Origin of the sequence: Caballeronia sp. LZ035, assembly GCF_031451175.1 — a bacterium.
GTDB lineage: Bacteria > Pseudomonadota > Gammaproteobacteria > Burkholderiales > Burkholderiaceae > Caballeronia.
Genome location: NZ_JARUXS010000003.1, coordinates 1,547,719 through 1,568,258 on the forward strand (window position 1 = coordinate 1,547,719; position 20,540 = coordinate 1,568,258).

The following is a 20,540-nucleotide window of genomic DNA, read 5'->3' on the forward strand; positions in this document are numbered from 1 at the left end:
GTTCAGCGCTTCGCGCGCACCGGCAGCGTGCCGATGAACTGATCGATCGCGGCGAACAGCGCCGGCTTGCGCACACCGTCCTGCGCCTGAATCGACAAACCGGCGAACAGCGTCATGCACAGCGCGGCGAGCGCGGGGACATCGGTGCGGGCATCGAGTTCGCCGGATTCGACCGCCTGCGCAAGCCGCGCCGCGACCGTGCTCGCGACCTTGCGCCGGAGCTTCTGCAACTCGGCGCGCAACTGCGCGTGTTCCGCGCCCACCGACATCGCGCCGAGAAAGATCATGCAGCCACGCGGATGCGACGTGCCGGTGAACAACTCGGTGCTGGTGCGGAACATGGCGCGCAGGCCGTCGCGCACGGATTCATGCGCCTGCAGATTCCGCAGCGCCGCGCCGCCCTCGGCCGCGACATAGAGCTCGACCGCCTCGCGGTACAGATCTTCCTTGCTGCCGAACGCCGCGTAGAGACTGGGGGAGTTGATGCCCATGGCGTCCACGAGATCTGCCATGGAACAGGTGTCGTAGCCCTTCGACCAGAACACTTCCATGGCGCGCCGGAGCGCCGTCTCGCGGTCGAAGCTGCGCGGACGGCCGCGCGTCTTGAGATGCGTTTGATGAGCCAGTGACGACATGTCTCGCTCCGCTGATTCAACCGGATGGCCCCGCGCGTCATTCCTGCGCGCAGCGCAATTCTGAATTATGTGTCGATCATAACAAAATAGCTGGACGCCGTCCCGTCCGGATGCTCAAATATCTGTATCGATCGTTACATAATCAGCCGGTTCAAATTTCAGGAGTGTGTCGTCATGAAAAAGTCCTTGTCCACGCTTGCCGTTGCGTTGCTGGTCGCGAGCCCGTTCGTTGCTGCGCCCGCCTTTGCCGAAAACAGCGGCGCGCCCGCGCCCTATTCCGTCTTCGTCGATCAACCGACCGGCTATACCTTCGTCAAGCTGCCCACCGGATGGAAGTTCGTTGGAGCGGTGTCGAAGGAAGAAGCGCAGCATGTGCCTTCGAACGTGTTGACCTCGGTGATGCCGGCCGAGTCCGCGCGCTCGATCAACACCGCTTCCGCCAAGTAAGTCTGTTCAGCGGTCCGCGTCGGGTTAAACACGCCTTTCACGCGGCCGCAATCGACACACTGTCCGGCACGGCCGTCCGCTCGGCGCAGATCGCGTCGACGACGTACTGAGCATCGCGCGCAACGCCCGAGAAGCGTCCCGATCCCCACGTATGCAGCCACGGCAAGCCGACGAAGTACAAGCCCGGCACCGCCGTCACGCCGCGCGCGTGCGACGGATAACCACGGCCGTTGAACACCGGCGCATCGAGCCAGCCGAAATCCGGCGTGAAGCCGATGCACCAGACAATCGACGTAATGCCGCTTGACTCGAGGTCGAGTTCCGCACGCTCTTCGTTTGGCTGCCAGAGCGGCACATACGGTGCGGCAGGCGGCGCCTCGATGCCATGCTTCGCGATAAAACCGTCGATACTCGCGTTGATGCGGTTATAGATATCGTCCGCTTCGTCGAGATTCTTGCGCAGGTTGGTCGCGAAGCGCAGCGTGCCGTCGCGGAAATCTTCCAGCCGCCCGAACAGTTCCATGCCTTCGCGCGCGAACCGGCGCAAGTCGATATCGCGTCCGCCATCACGTCCGGTGACGTAATGATTGGTGTTGTCGCGCACGCCTTCACGCAGCGGATGATCGGTCACCGGCATGTCGTAGTAGCGCATGTCCGCGAGCCAGTCCACCACGTCACGGCCGCGATGAAAGCGCGCACAGCGCGGCGCTTCTCCCACGGCAAGATGCACCTTGCGGCCTGACAGATGCAGATCCTCGGCGATCTGCGCCCCCGACTGTCCCGAGCCGACGACCAGCACCGCACCGGGCGGCAAGGCATCCGCATGGCGATATTCCGACGACTGCACCTGCGCGATGCCCGGCGGCAAGCGCTCGGCCATGCGCGGCACGATGGGCGTGTGATAGCCGCCGGAAGCCACCACCAGTTGCTCGGCGGTGAAGTCGCCGCGCGTGCTTTTAACCTGATAGCGGCCATCCGCAGCGCGCGTCACGCGCGTGACCGCCGCGCCTTCCAGCACCGGTGCATTGACCTTCGCGATAAAGGCATCGAGATAGGCGATGATCTCGTCCTTCTTCATGAAACCGTGCGGATCGCCGCCGTCATACGGATGGCCCGGCAGCGCGCACTGCCAGTTGGGCGTCACGAGACAGAACGTGTCCCAGCGCTGCGTGCGCCAGGTATGCGTGACGCTGTGCTTCTCCAGCACGAGATGATCGATATTCGCCTGCTGCAGGAAGTGGCTGACCGACAAGCCGGCCTGCCCACCGCCGACGACGATCACGCTGACATGCTTCGGCGCAGCGCCGCCTGATTCGATGCTGGACATGGTGCATCCCCTGAACGAAAGCGTTAATCGAGCGCGAGCACGGTGACCTGTGCTTCGTGCGCATCGTGGAAACGGCGCGCATCGTCTTCGATGCGTGCAAGCTGATCGAGCGCGGCAGAGCACGCAAAGCCGTATTTTTCGCGCACCCGTTCCGACCCGATGTGCAAGGCTTCACGTGAACGCGCGACGAAGTCATCGACGGCATAGCGCTGGCCCGCCGCGAAGAACTCGCTGACGACTGTCGAAGGCGAATAGCAGTTCGCTTCGACGCCATCGGGCCAGCGAATCAGGAAGTGCATGACGGGCATGTCAGGGCTCCGCTTGAAGGTTGATCGGTTTCGAGCCACGCGCGGTAGAGGTCGAGATGACGCGCGGCACTCGCTTGCCACGTGAAGCGCCGCAACAGCGCGGGCACGGCTTGCACGAAGTCGATGCCGCTATTGCCGTGTATTGCATAGGCGAGCGCAGCGGCGATCGATGACGCGTCGTATGGATCGGCGAATGTGCAGGTGCGGTCGTCGAGATATTCGGTGAAGGGCGCGATGCGCGACACCACGACCGGCCGTCCGCTTGCGAGCGCTTCGAGCACCACCAGGCCGAAGCCTTCGCGAAGCGAGACCATCGATACCGCATCGGCGAGACGGAACAGCGCGGGCATTGCGGCGTCCGGCAGCGCGCCCGTCACGATCACCGGCGTGCCCCGCGCGCCGACTTCGAGCCCCAGCGCCGCCGCTCGCGTCAGGAAACGGCGCGTGTAGTCATCGTGGTCGAGCAGACTGGCGCCGCCAGCCAACACCAGTTGCGCGCCGGGCCGCCGTGCGCGCAGCAAGGCGAAGGCTTCGAGCAGCATCGACGTGTTCTTGCGCTCCTCGATTCCGCCCACCGCCAGCACCACCGGTCCGCCGCCGATGCCAAAGCGCTCGCGCAGCGCGTGCGTGTCCGCGTCGGCGCGAACGCCGTAGCGTGTTGCGTCGATACCGTTCGACACCGTGTGCGCCGTGATGCCATAGGTCGAACGCATGATGCGCGTCCAGGCATCGCTCACGCAGAACACGGCATCCGCGTCCTGCCAGGCGCGGCGTTGCCAGTGGTCGAGTTGCGGGTCGTCAAAGCAGTCGAGATGATGCACCGTGCGCACGAAACCACGAATCGCACACTCCTCTTTCAGCTCCGCGAGCGCATTCCCGCCGATGCTGTCCTGCGCATGCAGCACGTCGAAGCGGTCCGGGCCGACGTCAACGAGCGCGCGCTTCAACGCGCGAATGCGTTGCGCGACCATGCCGGTCAGCCCGGTCGCCTCGCCTTCGATACACGCCAACGCGATCCGGCACGGCGACGCGCGAAACATCGACTCGCCTGGCCGCGCGGGCGCAAAGACAGTGACCTCGTGTCCGGCTTCGTGCAGCGCGCGCGCCAGTTCGAGCGTATGCACGACGCCGCCGCGCGGATTCACCGAATGCGTCAGCAGTCCGATTCGCAGTGCGTTCAGCGCGCGCATATGAACGGCTCCTCGCGAAGATTCCACAGCAAGGCCGCTTTGTCGCCGCGCGTCACGACCACTTCGCGCGACGCGTCCACCTCGCCGATCACCGCGCTCGCAATATCACGCGAAGCAAACCGCGCGAGCACGTCGCCGACATGCTCCTTGCGCACCGAAAGCACAAAGCCGAAGCTTGGAAACGCGGTGAGCCAGCGCTCGAATTCCACTTCCGGGGGACGAGGCACCGCGTCGAGATCAATGCGCGCACCGACGTTCGAGCATTCGAGCAGCATCAGCGCCGTGCCGAGCGCGCCCGCCATGCTGATGTCTTTCGCCGCATCGCAGAGACCGTCTTCGGCCAGCGCGGGCAGCAGTTCGAAATCGCCGCGTGCGCGGCCTTCTGGCGCACCCACCGACGCATTCCAGAACGGATACGGTTCCTCGAAACGCCCGCGCAGATCGACGGCCATGACGAGCGCATCGCCAGGACGGGCATCGAAGCTGGTCAGCAGCCGCTGCGCCCGCCCGACGATGGCCACTGCGAGCTGCGCCCCTTCGCTGCGCACGTTGCTGTGCCCGCCGACAATCGGCACGCCATACGCCCGCGATGCCGCCGCCATGCCCGCCAGCACCTCGCCTGCGGCCTGCGCGCTGCCGCTCCACAGCGCATCGACGACGGCGAGCGGGCGGCCGCCCATCGCGTAGATGTCGCTGACGTTCACCATGACGCCGCTATAGCCGGCGAACCACGGCATCGTCTGGATGAAGTCGCTCACCAGACCTTCGATCGCGAACAGCAGGAAACCGTCGCCATCGGGAATGGCGGCGCAATCGTCGCCGATTGCCACATCGCGTGCGCCTGCCGGCAAATGCGCGAGCACCTGCGAGATATCGCGCTTGTGGTGAAAGCCCCGGCTTTCTCTCAGTCGCTCGACCAAACCCGCCAAACGCGTCACGGCAACCTCCGCGCGAGCGCAACAAAACCGCTTTGCGGCGTGAGGCACGGCGGATAGGCATCGAGCTGCGCGCGCATCAGATGATGCGCGCGACCGAACAACGTTTCCTCCTGCTGCGTGTCCCAGCGCAGCCGCCGGAACAGCGGCACGTTCTGCTCCTGGACGTGCGCGAGAAACGTCTCGCAGCCGAGCGCATGCGCGCTCGACACGGCCAGTCGAATAAGCGTCGAGCCGATCTTGCCTTGTGAACGGAACGCCGCATGCACCGCCAGCCGCGAGCCGAGCCACACGCCCGGCTCGCGCTCGTGAATCCTCACCGTGCCGACGACCTGATCCGGCATGCCCGCGACACAGCTCAACGCGACCAGCAACTGGCCGCGCGAGTCGATCTCGTCGCGATCATCCCCCACGAACACGCCCTGCTCGATGCAGAACACCGCGCGGCGCAGCTTGTACGCTTCCTCCGCTTCCCAGGGCAGCGTCGCCCATTTGACGCGGTACTCGACCGGCGTGTAGTCGAGATCCAGTGCATCGCCTTCCATGGCTTCGACGAACATGGTCAGCCCTCGTACGATGACAGCGACGAACACGCGCCGCATTTGCCGCAGCCCGCCTTGATGTCGGCGGAACGCATGCCTGCTTCGCCAAGCATCGCGCCGATGGGCGCCAGCACCGCACGCATGAACTCCGGCGCGGGCGCGGGATGATCTTCGAGCGGCGTGCCGCTGATCGGCACGAAGGGCACGACGAACGGATACACGCCGAGCGCGATCAACTCGCGCGCCATGGCAACGATGGCCTCCGCGCTGTCGCCCAGTCCCGCGAGAATGTAGGTGCTCACCTGGCCACGACCGAACACCGCGACCGCCGCCCCGAAGGCTTCCATGTAGCGCTTCATCGGCACCGTTGCCTTGCCCGGCATGATGCGATCGCGCACGGCGGGCGTAACGGCTTCCAGATGCATACCGAGCGTGTCGATGCCGCTCGCCTTCATGCGCTCGAACCAGCGGTCGTCGTCGGGCGGCTCGCATTGCGCCTGAATCGGCAGGTTCACGGCGGCCTTGATCGCGAATGCGCTCTCGCACAACACGCGTGCGCCGCGATCTGGAGTTGGCGGCGTGCCGGTCGTCAGCACCATGTGCTTGACGCCGTCCAGCAACACCGCCGCGCGCGCCACTTCGGCGAGCTGCTCCGGCGTCTTGTGCGCAATCGTGCGGCCCGCCGCCAGCGACTGGCCGATCGCGCAGAATTTGCACGACTTGCGGCGGCTCTCATAACGGATGCAGGTTTGCAGCACGGTGGTAGCGAGCACATCGGCGCTGTGCAGCGTCGCGATATGCGAATACGGCACGCCGTCGAGCGTCTGCATCGCGTAGAAACGCGGCGCTTTCGGAAAACTGATGCTGGCGATCGGAATGGCGTTGCGGGTCAGCGCGCTGATGCCGTGCGCGTCCGGCTGACCCGCGACGAACGGCGAATCCCACGCGCTGCTGGTATGCACGGGCACCATGATGGTCACGCCGTCCACCGTCACGGCCTTGTGGTCCGACGGCCCCGCGCCGCCGCGCCGGCTCGACACGCCCGCGCGCGGATCGACCAGCCGCAGGCCGGCCGACTGCAATTCAGTCATCAATTGCCGGCTCGATGCCGGCAGGTTCTCGCGGGCGTTCATCGTCGTGGGTGTCCTTGAAAGAGGTGACGGGCGATGCCGGGCGATCGTTGATCGCGAGGCTCAGCAACTCGGGCCGCGCGTAGTGACCGACCGAATCCATCATGCGTTTGCGCTTCGTGATAAGCGCCATGTCGAGGTCGGCGATCACCATGCCTTCGCCCTCGCGCAGCGGCTCGGCGAGATGCTGGCCTTCCGGCGAGACAATCGCGGTATTGCAGCCGCCGCGCAGCGCGCGTTGCAGGTTGGGATCGGGCGTAATGGCTTCGATCTGCGACTCGGTCAGCCACCCGGTCGCATTGACGACGAAGCAGCCCGCCTCCAGCGCGTGATGGCGGATCGTCACTTCGATCTGCTCCGCGAAGATCGGACCGACCAGCGAGCCGGGAAACTGGCTGCAATGGATTTCTTCGTGCTGCGTCATCAGCGCGTAGCGCGCGAGCGGGTTGTAATGCTCCCAGCATGCGAGCGCGCCCACGCGTCCCACGCCGGTATTCACCACTTTCAGGCCCGCCGCGTCGCCCTGGCCCCAGATCATGCGCTCGTGAAAGGTCGGCGTGATCTTGCGGCGCTTGAGACGCAGCGTGCCGTCGGAATCGAAGACGAGTTGCGTGTTGTACAGGCTGCCGTGATCGCGTTCGTTCACGCCGAGCACGACGACCATGTTGCACAGCCGCGCGTGCTCGGACACGGCCTGCGTGACCGGGCCTGGCACCACCACGGCCTGCTCGTAGAGCTTCATGTGATCCGCGCCCGATGCCACCGGCGCGCGCACGAACGAGAAGTACGGGTAGTACGGCACGAAGGTCTCGGGAAAGACGATCAGCCGCACGCCCTGCGCCGCGGCTTCGTCGATGGCCGTGCACACGCGGTCGAGCGTGCCGTTCGGCCGCTCGAAGTCCGGCGTGATCTGCACGGCCGCCGCGCGCACGACGCGCGGTGTCGAAAGGGCATCGGGCATGATCGTCACACGGTCCAGGTATGGATGATCAACGCGTTGTCCTTGCGATGCAGCAGCTGAATATCCAGCACGTCGAGCGGATTGATCGGGCGGATGCCTTCGATCAGCGATGCCTCGCCGTGTCCATACAGCGCCTGCAACGCGAAGCGGCAGGCGTAGACCTTGCCGCCTTCGGCCATGAACTTCTGCAGTTGCTTGTTGAAGTTGAGATGGCCCGGGAAGGCCTCGTCGCCGAGCGTCGGAAAGCCGCGTTGCAGGCCGAGCGTGACGCCGGGGCCATACAGCAGCACGGAGGTGTCAAAGCCCTTGCGTTGCAGACGCGTGGCCTGCAACAGGTTCACGAAGCCGATCGACCCTTCGAACGCGACCGTGTGAAACGTGACGAGCGCCTTCTCACCGGGCTCGGCCTTCACGTCCTCGAAGACTTTCTCTTCGTAGTCGACCAGATAATCGCCGTTCTTGTGAAGCGGTTGATTGACTGCGGGCATGACATTCTCCGATGAGTATGAGGTTCGATGCCGGCGCGCTCATTCATGAAGCGCGTCGACGAGCCCTCAAACGCAACGGGTATGCCAATGATTGGCCCGCGAAATGCAATCACTCTGCAATCAAGCAAAACGAACTTGCTCGACGGAACCGAAATTTTTTTGCTGGAGCCTTGCTGGAAGGCCTTTCGCAGGGCAAGCACGGGAAGGTGCGCTCAAGCCGCGCGCACGGTTTCAGCGCAGACGGGCGTGGGCATGGTGCGTCATACACCGAAGGCGTGCATCGGTGCGATCAATGCAATCAAGTCCAATCAGGCGATGCGATCTTTTTTTTCGATTGCTTTGACATGTTTCGAGGATCATCGCGGTCATGAGTCAGCCGGCACATCACTGGATCAGGAAACTCGAAGAAAGCAGGAAGCCCGCTTATCTGACGATTCCTGACTTGATCGAGGAAGATCTGGCGAGCGGCCGTCTGCGACCACGCGACCGGCTGCCCGGTCTGCGCGATCTCGCGGGCCTGCTGAGTCTCAACTACACGACGGTCGCGCGCGCCTATGCCGAAGCGCGCAAGCGCGGCCTGCTCGACGCCCGCGCGGGCAGCGGCACCTTCGTGCGCGGCAGGACGCAGACCTTGCCGCTGGCGGGTGGCGGGAGCGTCGAAATGTCGATGAACATGCCGCCTGAGCCACCCGCGCTCGCGGCGCGCTTGCGGGCTTCGGCCGCACGGCTGATGGAACGCGCCGATCCGTTCCAGCTGCTGCGCTATCAGGATTTCGGCGGCTTGCCGGCGGATCGCGCGGCGGGGCGCGACTGGCTGCGCCCGCGCGTGCCTGCTTGCGAAGCCGATACCGTGCTCGTGTGTCCGGGCATTCACGGCGCGCTGGTGGCGCTGGTGTCGCAACTGGCGCGGCCGGGCGAGATGATCTGTCTGGACTCGCTGGCCTATCCGGGCATCAAGGCGATCGCCTCCCAACTGGGCGTGCGTCTGCAAGCGCTGGCACGCGACGACGAAGGACCGCTGCCGCACGCGTTCGAGGCGCTGTGCAGGACGGAGAAACCGGGCGGCTTCTACTGCAATCCGACCTTGCAGAATCCGAGCACGCTGACGTTGACACGCCGGCGGCGCGAAGCCCTCGCCGACGTGGCGCTGCGCTACAACGTGCCGATCATCGAGGATGAGCCCTACGGCATGTTGCCGCCCCACGCGCCGCCGACCCTGGCCGAACTCGCCCCCGAGTTGACCTATCACGTGACCGGGTTGTCGAAGACGCTCGGTGCGGGCTTGCGCGTGGCTTACCTGAGCGCGCCGACACCGCGGCAGACGCAGCGGATTGCAGGCGCATTACGCGCGACGTCGGTGATGCCGAGTCCGTTCACCGTGCTGCTCGCGACGCAATGGGTTAGCGACGGCACCGCCGCCGACGTGCTGAACGCGATCCGCGACGAAGCCGCCGCGCGGCAGGCAATTGCCCTGGCGGAACTGCACGAATTCGCTTTCGATGCCAACCCGCACGGTTTTCATCTCTGGCTGCCGGTGCCTTCGGTCTGCGACTGGAGCGCGCCGGAACTGGCGTTGCAGTTGCGTAGCCAGGGGATTGGCGCGGTGGCGGGTGCGGCGTTCTCCACGGATGGCAATCCGCCGAATGCGTTGCGTTTATGTCTCGGCGGGCCGCAGGACCGGGAGGATTGCAGGGAAGCGCTGCGACGCGTGGCGGATATGCTGGGTGATCCGCATCATTTGCATATGCCGATGTTGTGAGGGGGAGCGAGGTTATTCAGGAGACGGAGGAGCAGCGGTGTCAGACCGTCCGTGTCTGATCTTCGGCGCCATGACGACGACTTCCTCGAAGAGACGATCGACCGTGGCCTCGACATGATCACCGGAAGTATGGAAGCCCGGCGAAAGGCGCAAGGTGAAGGAATCGAAACTGACTGCCTGGATGGGTATCTGCCTGGACGCAGCGCGGCGCAATGTGCGTGACGCATGTGCCATGATCATCCGTATGTCGCGCGGCGGAAATGAATCTCCGTAGATATATTCCAGATATTGGTAGTCATCCAGCAGCCGGAATCTCAAAGAGTCCTCCGAAGGCTGCACGACAACGCCTACGCTGAAGGACTGTGGCACAAAGACGTCCGGTTGCAGTTCGACCGTGCACCAAAGTGCTTCGGAGAAAGAGCCGACGATCTTCGGGTCTCTGAAATGCTCCGGGCAATCAAGTGAAGCAGCCATGTTGGCTTCACGAAATTCTGCTATACGGGCTTCATACCACGCGGAGCTATCGAAAATAGGAAGGGGCATTGCGGACTACCTCAGACATCCTGAAGACTTGGGGCTTAAAGCATGGCGAACCGCCATTGAGCTTTGACAGCACTCAATCTAGCATGCCGACACCCCGCGCCACCCCCCATCCGCAACGTCCCGAATAAATTCAGATTCTTCGCTCCGCACTCGCTTATCAACGCTTCGAGTAAGCATCCAGCAACTGCTGCACGAGTTGATTCGACACATAATGCGGACCATCGAACAAATAGATCCGATAACCCCGATACGCATCGATCTGCGGCTTCAGTTCCGCCACCGTAGCCGCCCGAAAGCCGCCCCCGACCTGCGGCCGGAACGCCTCCGTGATGATCCTGACGCGTGCCCGCCCCAGCTTCGCCGCCAGTTGATCCGCATACTCCCGTGCGATCTTCGGCTCGCGCGCATACACCCCGCAGCCGTCCTGCAGCAGCACGCCGACGTCGCGCGGCAGCCATTCGTCGAGCCATGCGGCCAGCGCCGTGCCGCCCACGTTCGCGCGATCGTAGACGCTGATCCACAACGGCCGGGGCAGCGCATCCAGCATCGCGCGCAGCGCGCCGGCGTTCTGCCAGGTCGGATCGATCTCGACGGGAAAGTAATAGCCCGTGACATGCACCGGCGGACGCGCATCCACGAGCTGCATCGATTCGTTGAACAGCTGCGCCATGTTCGCGCGCGCCGCGGCTTCGTCGAAGCGGCCCGCCAGCCCGATGATCACGTCGCGGGCCCACGGCTCCTGTCCGATGCGCTCCCAGTCCGGCATCCGCGCCGCCGCGCGCAGGCCGGTTCCCGGCAGGAACGAGAGACCGTCCACCGCCGTCCACTGCACGATGAGTTCGTGCGCGCCCAGTCTGTCCCAGTCGCCGTGCGGGTCCGCATGGGCGTTGTCGGGTTGCCAGACCATGCCGTGCACCAGCCGTGTCGGCGGCGCGTCGGCACAAGCGCAGGAAAACGCGCAGCACGCGGCGGCCAGCACGGCACAGCGCGCGGCCATCAGCGGATGGAATTGCAGAAACGGGAACATGGCGCGAGAAAGCAGTGGCGTCAGTACGAGAATACCGCACCGAAGAACACGCCTTTCGCGCGGTCGTCGCCGGCGACCCGGAAACGGTATTGCACCGATATATCGACGAACGAGCGCGGCGCGTCATATCTGCCGCCACGAAACGCGTAGCGCGCCGACACGCCCGCGCCGACGCCCACCGGCACGCTGTGATCGATCGCCGAGTCGTAGTCCATGCCGACCACCGCATGCGGAAACACGGTCAGGCGCGGACTGAGCGCATCCACGCGATAACTGCGGCCGAGGCGCGCGTTGGCCGTCGCGTAGCTCGAATGATTCGCGATGTAATGCCCCGCTTCGCCGTACACCGTGCCGGTCCACCAGCTCGGCACGTCGAGCCGGCGCGCGTCGCCGAAGCCGTTCGAGTAGGCAGCGCGCGCCAGCCAGTCCGAACGCACGTCCGAACCGAGCGGCAGGATTTTCTCAATCGCGAAAATCGCATTGGCCGACGCGAACGGCTTCACCCGCGCGCCGAACGCCGCCTGCCACGTCGAGGCTCCGGACGGCCCGCCGCCCTTCACGCCGAAGTTCTCGTAACTGCGCGCATAGACTTCGAACATGCGGTCACCGAGACTGCCGAACGGACGCCAGTACGCCTCCACGCCCGCTTGCCAGTTGTTCGACACGCCCGGCACTGGCGAGAACGCCACGCCCTGCTGCGCGCCATTGCCGCGGTAGTTCACCGCTGTGCTGAAGCCCCAGTCGCGTGTGGCTTCGGCATGCGCCGAGCGGGCATCGTTCAGTGCCTGCGCGGAGAGCGCTTCGTCGGCGGGACCGTCCGCGCTGCGGTCGATCGCATGCTCCAGATAGCGCGCGCCCTCGCCTGTGCGATGCATGCCGAGCGCCGCGTAACCCGCATCGGCTTGCGCGGATGCAGGCAACTTGCCGTCGCGGTCCGCACGCGCGAAGTAATGCAGCGCGAGAGCATTATCCCCGGCGCGTTGCGCGACGAAGGCCGCCTGCACGTCGGTGAGCGCGTCGAGCAATTGTGCGTCGATGACGGCACGCGCCGCCTCCGACGCCTCGCGCGTACGGCCTTCTGCCACGAGGTCGTCGATCAGCGCGATACGCGGTTGCGGATCGTCCGGCACCGCGGCAATCGCCGCGCGCCATTCCTCCGCCGCCGCCCCGCGCTCGCCGCGTTGCTCCGCCAAACGCGCCGAGCGGGTCGCAGCCAGCGCCGGATCGTGCGCGTAGACATCGCACGATGCGCCGAATTCATCGGCACGGCATTCGAAGGTCGGACGCGCCTGTGGATCGACTTGCGCGGTTTGCGTCAGGCCGCGTTGTGCCAACGCCTGCGCGCGATGGCGACGCAAGGCGATGGCGGCGTCGGTGTCGTCCGCTGCCGACGGGCGCGCCGGAGGCAGCGCAGCGAGCGCGCCTTGCGCGTCGCCCTGGGCCAGTCTCACGTCCGCAACGATCGTCCGCGCCACGCGTGCGTCGCGTTCCTGCCGTTCATCATCCGGTGCAACCGACGCTGACAGCACTTCGGCGAAGTCCCCATCCACGCCCCGCGCCGCACGCGCATAACCACGCAGCGCCCACGCGAGCGCATCGTCGCGATTGCGTGCAATGGCGTCATCGGCTACCGCTTCCACGCCCGCCAGATCATCGCGCGCGAACATCGTCTCGATCAGCTGCATGCGGAAATCCGCGCGCCCCGGCGCATACACCAGCGCCTGCTGAACGCGCCGCTGTGCTTCATCGAGATCGCCCCTCTCACGGGCCGCAAACGCCGCCCGCGACTCGGCCGGTGCAAGCCGGTCGCCGATGAAACGCCGCCGCGTACGCAAACCGTCGCTGTCGCCGAAGCGCGCCGTGGCATCGACGGCGGCGGTCCACGCGGCTGCGTCGTCGCCGCTCGCCGCAAGGGAATCGATCAGCAGAACGCGCAAGCGCTCCGCCTGTGGCGCAAGCCGCACCGCCTCGCGGCTCGCGCTGACCGCGACCGCATAGTCCTTCCGTCCATAAGCCTGATAGGCAGCCCGCGCGGCCTTGAGCGCCGGCGCCGGCAAATCGCTCGGCACGCCGCTCATGCCGCCCGACGCAATCAGGATCTCGATCTGCCGCCGCCGCGCCGTCAACGCGGGCGTCGGCCCGAATTGCGCGACGGCGTCATCCAGCACGTGACGCGCGTCCTTCAGACGCCCGCGCGCCGCCAGCGCATTCGCCAGCAGCAGACGCAATTCGGGCACGTCGGGCCGCTGGCGAATCGCTTCGCGCGCGCCCGCGACGGCGTCGGCGTAACGGTGTTGGTCATAGGCCACGAAGGCCTCGCGCGCCACGCGATACGACGCGCCGCTCAACGGCAGCGGCAGGTTCGCATCGGCGTGAACGGCGGCGGGCGCGCAAGCGGTCGCGGCAGCCCATGCCGCGATGCCCAGGCGACGAGACAAGCGCGCCGTCACGGCTTGGATGTCCGCGCGCGATGGCGGCGGCGCTGCTCGCCAATCGCGACGGTCAACGCTTCGTGCGTGATCACGCCTTCCGCCACCAGATAGTCGCCGATCCGCCCATGCCGCTCCGGCCGATACTGCTGCAACGCCGTCTCGAACGCGCCACGCGTGACCAGTCCCATCTCGATCATGATGTCGCCGAGCAGCGGCACGCCGTCGGCCACGGGTTCATCGGCGGGGTCGGGAAAGCGCTCGTCATCGGCCGCTTCGGGATGAACCAGCCGTCCGACCGCGCGCAGCATCCGCAGCCCCGCCGTGATCTCGCTTTCGCGCACCACCTGCAAGCTCACCGGGCGGCCCGCCGCCGTACTCAATTCCGCGAGCGCGGCATTGTCGAGCAAGCCCGCGCAGACGAACAGCGCGTGCCCGTTAGCGTCAGTGCCTTGAGGCAGCGCACGCAGCCGCACGAGCGTATCCGGCGTTGCCACCAGTGTGAGATCCATGCGCGCCAGATCGAAGCGCCCGCGCGGCAAGTCCGCCTGGAACGCGATGGCTTCCGCGAGCGTCTCTTCGTCGAGCCAGCCGCGCGTGATGAGCACACGCCCGATCGGCGCCTCGCGCGCATGTTCGGTGCGGCGCGCCTCTTCGAGCCGCTCGGGATCGATCGCCTGCCACGACACGAGCAGTTCGCCCAGTTCCTGACGCGTGTCGCGCAGGCCTTCGTTGCTCGGGAAGTCGTGCATCGTCTTGTCCCACGCGAGCCTGCGCCCCGTCAGCGTGTGCACGATGAACAGCCGCCACGCGCGCGACACCGCCATGAAGTTGATCACGTTGCCGATCACCATGCGCGGCACCGCGAGTACGCCGTGCTCCCAGCCGTACAGGCGCGTCGTGAAGATGATGCGTTGCGTGACGCGCAGCACGAGCGCAACTGAATTCGCAACCAGCAGCGCCTGGAGCCATCCCGAATCGATGAACGGCGACGGAAAGAAGCGCGTCGCGATACGAAAGTAAGACGCGGCGGCGAACAGCATGAACTGCCCTGCGAGCAGATAAGCAAGCATGCCGACGAAGGCCGTCACGACGCCCTTGCGATCGCGCAGCAACAGATAGCGGTTCGCCAGCGAGCCGCTCCAGCCGGTCAGCGCCCAGCCTTGCAGGCCGATGCCAAGCGTCCAGCGCGCGCGCTGGCGGTAAGCGGTGCGGAAGGTATCGGGGAAGAACTCGCGCACGCACAGCGGCATGGTCATGCGGATCTCGCGTTCGGGGCCAAGCCCGAACCAGCCTTTGCGACGCGTCGTGAATTCGACCGGAAACAGCGGAAAGATGGACTGCATGCCGAGCTTGAGAATGCGCGCGCCGATGTCGTAGTCCTCGGTGAGGCTCTCTGTATTGAACGGCTGCTGCTCCGTCTGCTCGACCAGCGCGCGCATGGCGCGGCGCGAGAAACACGTACCCACGCCCGCCGACGGCACCGCGCCCGCCAGACTTTCGCGCACGACCAGATCCTTGCCGTGCCACTCGGCGAACTCGTCCATGTAGGTGCCCGCGACGAGTTCGAACCAGTGGCGTTCCAGCGACGCCACCGGCAGCTGGATCATGTCCTTGCGCGGCAGGAGATAGTTGAAGAACTTCAGCTCGACGGGATGCAGCACGTCTTCGCTGTCATGCATGACGATGCCCGCGAACTCGATGCCCGCCTCGAACTCGTAATGCATGATGGCCTGCACGAGCCAGTTGAGGCAGTCGGCCTTGCAGGTCGGGCCGTCGTGCGGCACTTCCACGCGATGCAGATGCTTGTAGCGATGCCGCATGCGCTCCACTTCGGCGATCGTCGCGGCGTCGTTCTGATAGGTGCCGACGAACACCGTGTACGCGCGGTAATCCAGCACGCGCACGAGATCCTCGATCATCGCGGCGATCACGTCGTGCTCGTGCCAGGCGGGCACCATGATGGCGATGGGCTGTTCGTCGCGCGCGTAGAGCTGCTCGACCGTGAGCGGCGCGTAACGGCGCTCCACCGTCACGCGCCGCCAGAGCTTGCGCGTCCAGTACCAGACGTCGATGAAGAGATCATCCACGCTCGACAGCAGGATGATGGCCGCAACCGTCGCGGCCATGTACTCCAGTCCCTGGTAGTAATCGGCGAGCAGGATGCCGCCGTACCACCTGAGCGTCTCCAGCATCACGCGCCGTCCTCGTCCTGCGCGCGGCGCTGCTCGTTCTGGTGTTTGCGCCGCGCCCGGCCCGCCAGCACGATCAGCGCCAGCAGCAGGACCACCAGCACGGCCGGAATACCCCAGCGCGCCCAGTGATGCGTGACCCAGTCGGTGCTGCTCGCGGGTTCGTCGGAGAGGTCGTCGGGGTTCACGGTGTCGAACTGCTTGAGCACACCGCTGCCGTCCACCACCGCGATATTGCCGCGCGAAAGCTGGAGTTTGTCGGTCAGCACGGGCGCCGCGCCCGCCGAACGATAGACGATGCCGCTCTGCCCGCCCGCGCTCGCCACGCTCACCACCGCGACGCGCGAGAGACCCGACATGTCGAGCAGCGTGTCGCCGGAGGGCGAGCTCAGCGAAAGACGCTGCGCCGAATACAGCGCGGGGTTCTTCTCGCCGTCGAAGCTCACGTCCGCGGCGAGGAACGGGCCGTCCGGCTGCATGGACGCCTGCGAGGACGCCACCGCGAACTTCGCGGTGGCCGGCGCGATGCCCGCCGCGCCGGTCAGCACGGCCAGACGGGGCACGCTGACGAGTGCGTCGTCGAGATAGGCGCGCGGCACATACACCGTCGCCGACGACGCATAGCGCGCCGCCATGCCCGCAAAGCTGTCCTCGGGCGTGGCCTTCGCGAGCCGCCGAGGGCTCGTCGGCAGCACCGCGACCGGATACGCCTGACGCGCCTGGCACCCGGCATCCGGCTGACGGCGGAACGACACGCGCAATTCGTTGGTGCGCGCGAGCGCATAGCGCGGAATCGACGCGATGAGCCGCTGGCGCGCGCCATCGACATTGATGAGGCGCGCGCCGATCATCACGTCGTTGAAGTAGACGGTGGCGGTCGCGCCGCCGTTCGAGAGCGTCGGCGACGCTGCCAGATCCAGCACCACCTGCGCCGGCAGGCGTCCGTTGCCGGAGGCGGCGGCCAGGTCGAAGCGCGCCACCCACGAGGCGTCGGTCTGCACGTCGATGCTGCGCGGATCGCCGCCGAGATCGGACAACGGAATGTTGTCGCCGCGCGCCTGCTGCTCCACGTCGATGCGATGCACGATCACCCGGTCCGATACGTCGATCGGCCGCCAGCCGTGCGCCAGCGCGCCGATGCCGCGTGTGTCGCCCACCACGATCAGCGCCCGTCCGCCCACATGCGCGACGCGCACCTCGCCTGGCGCGAGCGGCGCCGTCAGTTGCGAGGCCGTCTGCTTGCGCCAGGTATCGAAGGCGGCGAGCGCGTCGGCGGATGTCGCGGTCACTTGCAGCCGCAACGCGTCGAGCGCCGCGCCGAGCGTGCGCCGCAGGGGTTCGTCGGCGACCACCACGTCAGGGCCGAACGCCGTACGCGGACTCAGCGCGACCAGCGCGCCGAGTTCCGCCTGATTCGCGAGCACATGCTGGCCGCCGCCGGCCAGCGCGGCGAACGCGGGGATCGCGCGCAGCGGCGCGGGAACGTCGAGCGTGCCCAGATCCACCGTGTCGCCCGGCGCCGGCAGCGCCTGCATCACGGGCCGCTTGCCGTCGCGCTGCAAGAGCGCGTCGATGCGCCACGCGGTGTCGTAGGCGCTGCTCGCCAGCTTGCGGCCCGAGACCGCGAGCACCGGCGCATACGGCAACGCGCTCCAGGCGGTGCGCAGGTCCTGCACGTCGGCGGGATCGAAGCGGAACGTGAGCCGCGTGGCCGGATCCACGCGCAAGACATTGCCGATCGCCGTCTGATCCGTGCAGTCGTTCTGATTGATCACCGACGCAAAGCCCAGCCCCAGGCGCACGAAGCCCGCGTTGCGCGGCGCGCCGTCCACGCCCAGATTCAGCGACACGCCGCCCGCGTCCTGCGTGAAGGCGCGCGCCAGCACCGGCGAGCCGTCGAGCGAGAGCAGCATGGTCACGCGGCCGCCGTCGCCGCGCACATAGCCGCCGTCGAACTGCAAGGCGGCGTCCTTGAGCGGCACGCCTGCGGGCACCGGCAGGAAGAATTCGCGGCGCGTATCGGGCGCATTGAGCGCGACGCTTTCGAGCAGACCGAGTTGCCTGAGCGTGACGGTGCGCGTTTCCTGCACATCGGCGGCGAGGTGGGAGAACGCGTCCGCGAGGCTCGGGTCCGCTGGCGTCGCGGCGGACACTACGCGCGGCACGATGCTCGCAAACAGGGCGCACGCGGCGATGAAGGTCCTGAAGGTCCGTACGGTGCCTCGTTGATGCCGCTTGAAGTTGTCGTAGATCAAATTACTTGACTCGTATTTGACGCGATGCGGCGCAGTGGCGAGGTCAATGCGTCACCGACGCCCGGTCGATACCGGTTGCCGTCGAACGTGAATTGACATGCGCGAACGCCGCGATAGCGTGAGACCCGAATTCCGGCGGAATGACTCAGTGCTGGGTGTTGCTCGAAAGAAGCGTCGCGGAAAGCAGCAAGGAGGTCCTTGCCGACATGAATGGCGAAGCGCTCCGATCAATACGCAAGAGCGCGGCAGTCCCGTTTTTTTGGGAATGCCAACCGCAAGCGCACGGGCAATCCGCAACGGCGCTGCATGTCAACGGGATAGACGCCCGGATGGATGTCGGGCGATGACGGCGGGCCACGCATGCCACGGAACGAATTGCCGGCTGCTCGCTCCGCGCCCTCGTGCGCGACCCTGCCTCGACGGCTTCGGGAGATATCCCGAAGCCGGATCCTTGCGTTGTTGGCTTCGTTTTCATTGTCCAGACGACGACACAATCTTTTGACAAAACGGATTGTATTCAGACGTTTAAAGACAGCCAGACAACAAAAATGTAAAAAAGTCTAACGAGAGCTTCAGGGCCTGTATTGGCTATTTTTTGTCTATCGTCAGACAGTGTTTTTTACTGATTTTGGCCAGAATGGTTAGTTAGTCCCATGTTCTGAAGATGCATCTTGCATGCGTATTCAATCCATCCGACAAATGCCTGGACAAGCTCAAGCGGGCGCTTCGATCTCGATGTCGAGCAACGCGGCGCTCACCGACTTGCCGTGCGCATCGAGCGCGAGGGACCGCGTGACGCCGCCGCCGAGGGCCTGATTCAGCACGAAGTTGAAGGCATGGAGATTCGGCAGTTCATGGCGCACGACTTCGCCCTTCACGACATCCGCGAGATGCGCCTTGACGCGCTCCGGCGTCACTTGCTCGCGGACGTGCGCGTAGTGTTGCGGGTCGAAGCAGATCACCGAGACATTGAGCGTGTTGCCCTTGTCGCCGGTTCGGCCGTGGGCCAGTTCACGCAGTTTCATCGCTTGTCTCCACGAATTCGAAAGCCGGGTTCACGTGCTCGCACGGCAACAGTACCGACTGCACGGCGATGACTTCGCGCGTCGCCTTCGTCACCCCGCCGCCGCCCGCCGGGCCGTTGGTATACAGCGTCTCGACCTCGTTGCCGATGCGCGCTGCTTCGCGCGCCTTCGCCGTGCGTCCCGCCACACGCACGCGGACTTCGTACGGTTCCGTGTGACCGGCGGCCAGCGCCTCGCCATACAACGCGTTCACGCCGATCACGTCGAAGCGCAATTCGGTCGTCTCGACGCCGGTAAGCGCGAGCCGCTCCCGCACGATATCGAGTGCAAGCCGCGCGCGTGCCAGCGCGCCCGGTCCGCCATAGGAAATCTGTCCTTCACCAATGAAGCCGTCCACATACGCCACCGATACCTTGAGCGTCCCGGTGCGTTGATGGCCGCGCCCGCCCGTCACGCGCACGCGGTCCGGCGCTTCCTGCGCGACGCGGACCTGGGTGAAATCGGCGACCACGTCCGGCTGGAGGTAACGCGCCGGATCGTGGATTTCGTAGAGCAGCTGTTCCTTGCAGGTCGCTTCAGTCACCGCGCCGCCCGCGTGCGGCACCTTCGTCACGACCACCGATCCGTCCGCGCTCACCTCGCCGATCGGAAAGCCCAGCCGTGCCAGCGCGCTCACGTCCTTGTACCCGGGATCGGCGAAATAGCCGCCTGTCACCTGGCCCGCGCACTCGAGCAGATGACCCACGACCGTCGCCTGGCCGAGCGCGGTCCAGTCGTCCATGCGCCAGCCGAATGCGTGGATCAGCGGCGCGGCGAACAGCGACGGGTCCGCCACTCGCCCCGTCAGCACGATGTCCGCGCCCGCTGCAAGCGCATCGACGATCGGCGCCGCACCCAGATACGCGTTCGCCGACACGATGCGCCCGGCATAAGCGCCGACCTCGTCGCCCGATTCCTCGAAGCGCAGCGGCGCACTCAGCACGACGTCCAGCACGTCGTCGCCGGTCACGGCCGCGATTTTCAGCGACAAGCCCAGGTCGCGGGCGATTTCGGCTGTCCTGCGCGCCGCCGCGTGTGGATTGGCCGCGCCCATGTTCGAGATGATGCGCACGCCGTTCTTCGCCGCGACAGGCAGCACGGCGCGCATGCGGGCCTCGAGCAACGGGTCGTAGCCGGAAGCCGGATCGTGGCGGCGCGACTGTTGCGCCAGTGCGATGGTGCGTTCGGCGAGACACTCGAACACGAGATAGTCGAGCGCGCCGTGCTCCGCGAGTTCGACGGCCGGCTCAATCCGGTCGCCCGAATAGCCCGCCCCTGCGCCAATTCTGATGATGTCCTTCATGACCT

General features: G+C 66.1%; 19 protein-coding genes. 3 read left to right on the forward strand and 16 right to left on the reverse strand.

What is annotated here, in order from left to right; translation table 11 throughout:
- Positions 1-2: 2 nt before the first annotated feature.
- Positions 3-635: a TetR/AcrR family transcriptional regulator gene (locus QCE88_RS29685; protein WP_309908550.1), complete on the reverse strand. Its 633-nt coding sequence runs from the start codon at positions 633-635 to the stop codon at positions 3-5.
- Positions 636-809: 174 nt separating this feature from the next.
- On the opposite strand from QCE88_RS29685, the gene QCE88_RS29690 reads away from it, so the two are divergent.
- A complete protein-coding gene (locus tag QCE88_RS29690) occupies positions 810-1,082 on the forward strand; it encodes a hypothetical protein (protein ID WP_309908551.1) in 273 nt (90 codons plus the stop codon).
- Between the two features lie 37 nt (positions 1,083-1,119).
- On the opposite strand, the gene QCE88_RS29695 is transcribed toward QCE88_RS29690, so the two are convergent.
- From QCE88_RS29695 to QCE88_RS29730, 8 genes are read right to left on the reverse strand one after another with little or no spacing between them, the layout of a single operon-like run.
- Entirely contained in the window at positions 1,120-2,409 is a 1,290-nt protein-coding gene (locus QCE88_RS29695; protein WP_309908552.1) for an MSMEG_0569 family flavin-dependent oxidoreductase, read from the reverse strand.
- 23 nt (positions 2,410-2,432) lie between these two features.
- Positions 2,433-2,717 carry an MSMEG_0570 family nitrogen starvation response protein gene (locus QCE88_RS29700; protein WP_309908553.1) on the reverse strand — a complete coding sequence of 95 codons (285 nt, stop codon included), beginning with the start codon at positions 2,715-2,717 and terminating at the stop codon, positions 2,433-2,435.
- On the reverse strand, positions 2,696-3,907 hold the full coding sequence (locus tag QCE88_RS29705) for an MSMEG_0565 family glycosyltransferase (protein WP_309908555.1): 1,212 nt from the start codon (positions 3,905-3,907) through the stop codon (positions 2,696-2,698). The genes QCE88_RS29700 and QCE88_RS29705 overlap by 22 nt, the downstream gene beginning before the upstream one ends.
- The gene (locus tag QCE88_RS29710; protein WP_309908556.1) at positions 3,895-4,845 is read right to left on the reverse strand and encodes a sll0787 family AIR synthase-like protein; all 951 of its coding nucleotides are present in this window, start codon (positions 4,843-4,845) and stop codon (positions 3,895-3,897) included. Before QCE88_RS29710 ends, QCE88_RS29705 begins: the two co-directional genes overlap by 13 nt.
- A complete protein-coding gene (locus tag QCE88_RS29715; protein ID WP_309908558.1) occupies positions 4,842-5,402 on the reverse strand; it encodes an MSMEG_0567/Sll0786 family nitrogen starvation N-acetyltransferase in 561 nt (186 codons plus the stop codon). The genes QCE88_RS29710 and QCE88_RS29715 overlap by 4 nt, the downstream gene beginning before the upstream one ends.
- A gap of 2 nt (positions 5,403-5,404) precedes the next feature.
- Positions 5,405-6,475: an MSMEG_0568 family radical SAM protein gene (locus QCE88_RS29720; protein WP_309908808.1), complete on the reverse strand. Its 1,071-nt coding sequence runs from the start codon at positions 6,473-6,475 to the stop codon at positions 5,405-5,407.
- Entirely contained in the window at positions 6,468-7,475 is a 1,008-nt protein-coding gene (locus tag QCE88_RS29725; RefSeq protein ID WP_309908559.1) for a Nit6803 family nitrilase, read from the reverse strand. Before QCE88_RS29725 ends, QCE88_RS29720 begins: the two co-directional genes overlap by 8 nt.
- Before the next feature lie 5 nt (positions 7,476-7,480).
- Positions 7,481-7,963 carry an MSMEG_0572/Sll0783 family nitrogen starvation response protein gene (locus QCE88_RS29730; RefSeq protein WP_309908560.1) on the reverse strand — a complete coding sequence of 161 codons (483 nt, stop codon included), beginning with the start codon at positions 7,961-7,963 and terminating at the stop codon, positions 7,481-7,483.
- A gap of 45 nt (positions 7,964-8,008) precedes the next feature.
- Between QCE88_RS29730 and QCE88_RS29735 the strand changes: the two genes are divergently transcribed.
- Both QCE88_RS29735 and QCE88_RS29740 read left to right on the forward strand, forming a co-directional pair.
- Positions 8,009-8,404, forward strand: a complete 396-nt coding sequence (locus tag QCE88_RS29735) for a hypothetical protein (RefSeq protein WP_309908561.1) — start codon at positions 8,009-8,011, stop codon at positions 8,402-8,404.
- Positions 8,331-9,722 (forward strand): PLP-dependent aminotransferase family protein, encoded by a 1,392-nt coding sequence (locus QCE88_RS29740; RefSeq protein ID WP_309908562.1) that lies wholly within the window; start codon positions 8,331-8,333, stop codon positions 9,720-9,722. Before QCE88_RS29735 ends, QCE88_RS29740 begins: the two co-directional genes overlap by 74 nt.
- A 12-nt stretch (positions 9,723-9,734) precedes the next feature.
- Here QCE88_RS29740 and QCE88_RS29745 read toward each other — a convergent pair whose 3' ends face one another.
- From QCE88_RS29745 to QCE88_RS29775, 7 genes are all read right to left on the reverse strand, one after another.
- Complete coding sequence (locus QCE88_RS29745) at positions 9,735-10,196, reverse strand: hypothetical protein (protein WP_309908563.1); 462 nt, start codon at positions 10,194-10,196, stop codon at positions 9,735-9,737.
- A gap of 226 nt (positions 10,197-10,422) precedes the next feature.
- Complete coding sequence (locus QCE88_RS29750) at positions 10,423-11,292, reverse strand: hypothetical protein (RefSeq protein ID WP_409018241.1); 870 nt, start codon at positions 11,290-11,292, stop codon at positions 10,423-10,425.
- A 20-nt stretch (positions 11,293-11,312) separates the two neighbouring features.
- On the reverse strand, positions 11,313-13,730 hold the full coding sequence (locus QCE88_RS29755) for an NfrA family protein (RefSeq protein ID WP_309908564.1): 2,418 nt from the start codon (positions 13,728-13,730) through the stop codon (positions 11,313-11,315).
- Between the two features lie 8 nt (positions 13,731-13,738).
- Entirely contained in the window at positions 13,739-15,919 is a 2,181-nt protein-coding gene (locus tag QCE88_RS29760; protein WP_309908566.1) for a glycosyl transferase family protein, read from the reverse strand.
- The gene (locus QCE88_RS29765) at positions 15,916-18,168 is read right to left on the reverse strand and encodes a cellulose synthase (protein WP_309908568.1); all 2,253 of its coding nucleotides are present in this window, start codon (positions 18,166-18,168) and stop codon (positions 15,916-15,918) included. Before QCE88_RS29765 ends, QCE88_RS29760 begins: the two co-directional genes overlap by 4 nt.
- A 713-nt stretch (positions 18,169-18,881) precedes the next feature.
- On the reverse strand, positions 18,882-19,193 hold the full coding sequence (locus QCE88_RS29770; RefSeq protein ID WP_309908570.1) for a hypothetical protein: 312 nt from the start codon (positions 19,191-19,193) through the stop codon (positions 18,882-18,884).
- The gene (locus tag QCE88_RS29775) at positions 19,180-20,535 is read right to left on the reverse strand and encodes an acyclic terpene utilization AtuA family protein (protein ID WP_309908572.1); all 1,356 of its coding nucleotides are present in this window, start codon (positions 20,533-20,535) and stop codon (positions 19,180-19,182) included. The genes QCE88_RS29770 and QCE88_RS29775 overlap by 14 nt, the downstream gene beginning before the upstream one ends.
- Positions 20,536-20,540: the final 5 nt, after the last annotated feature.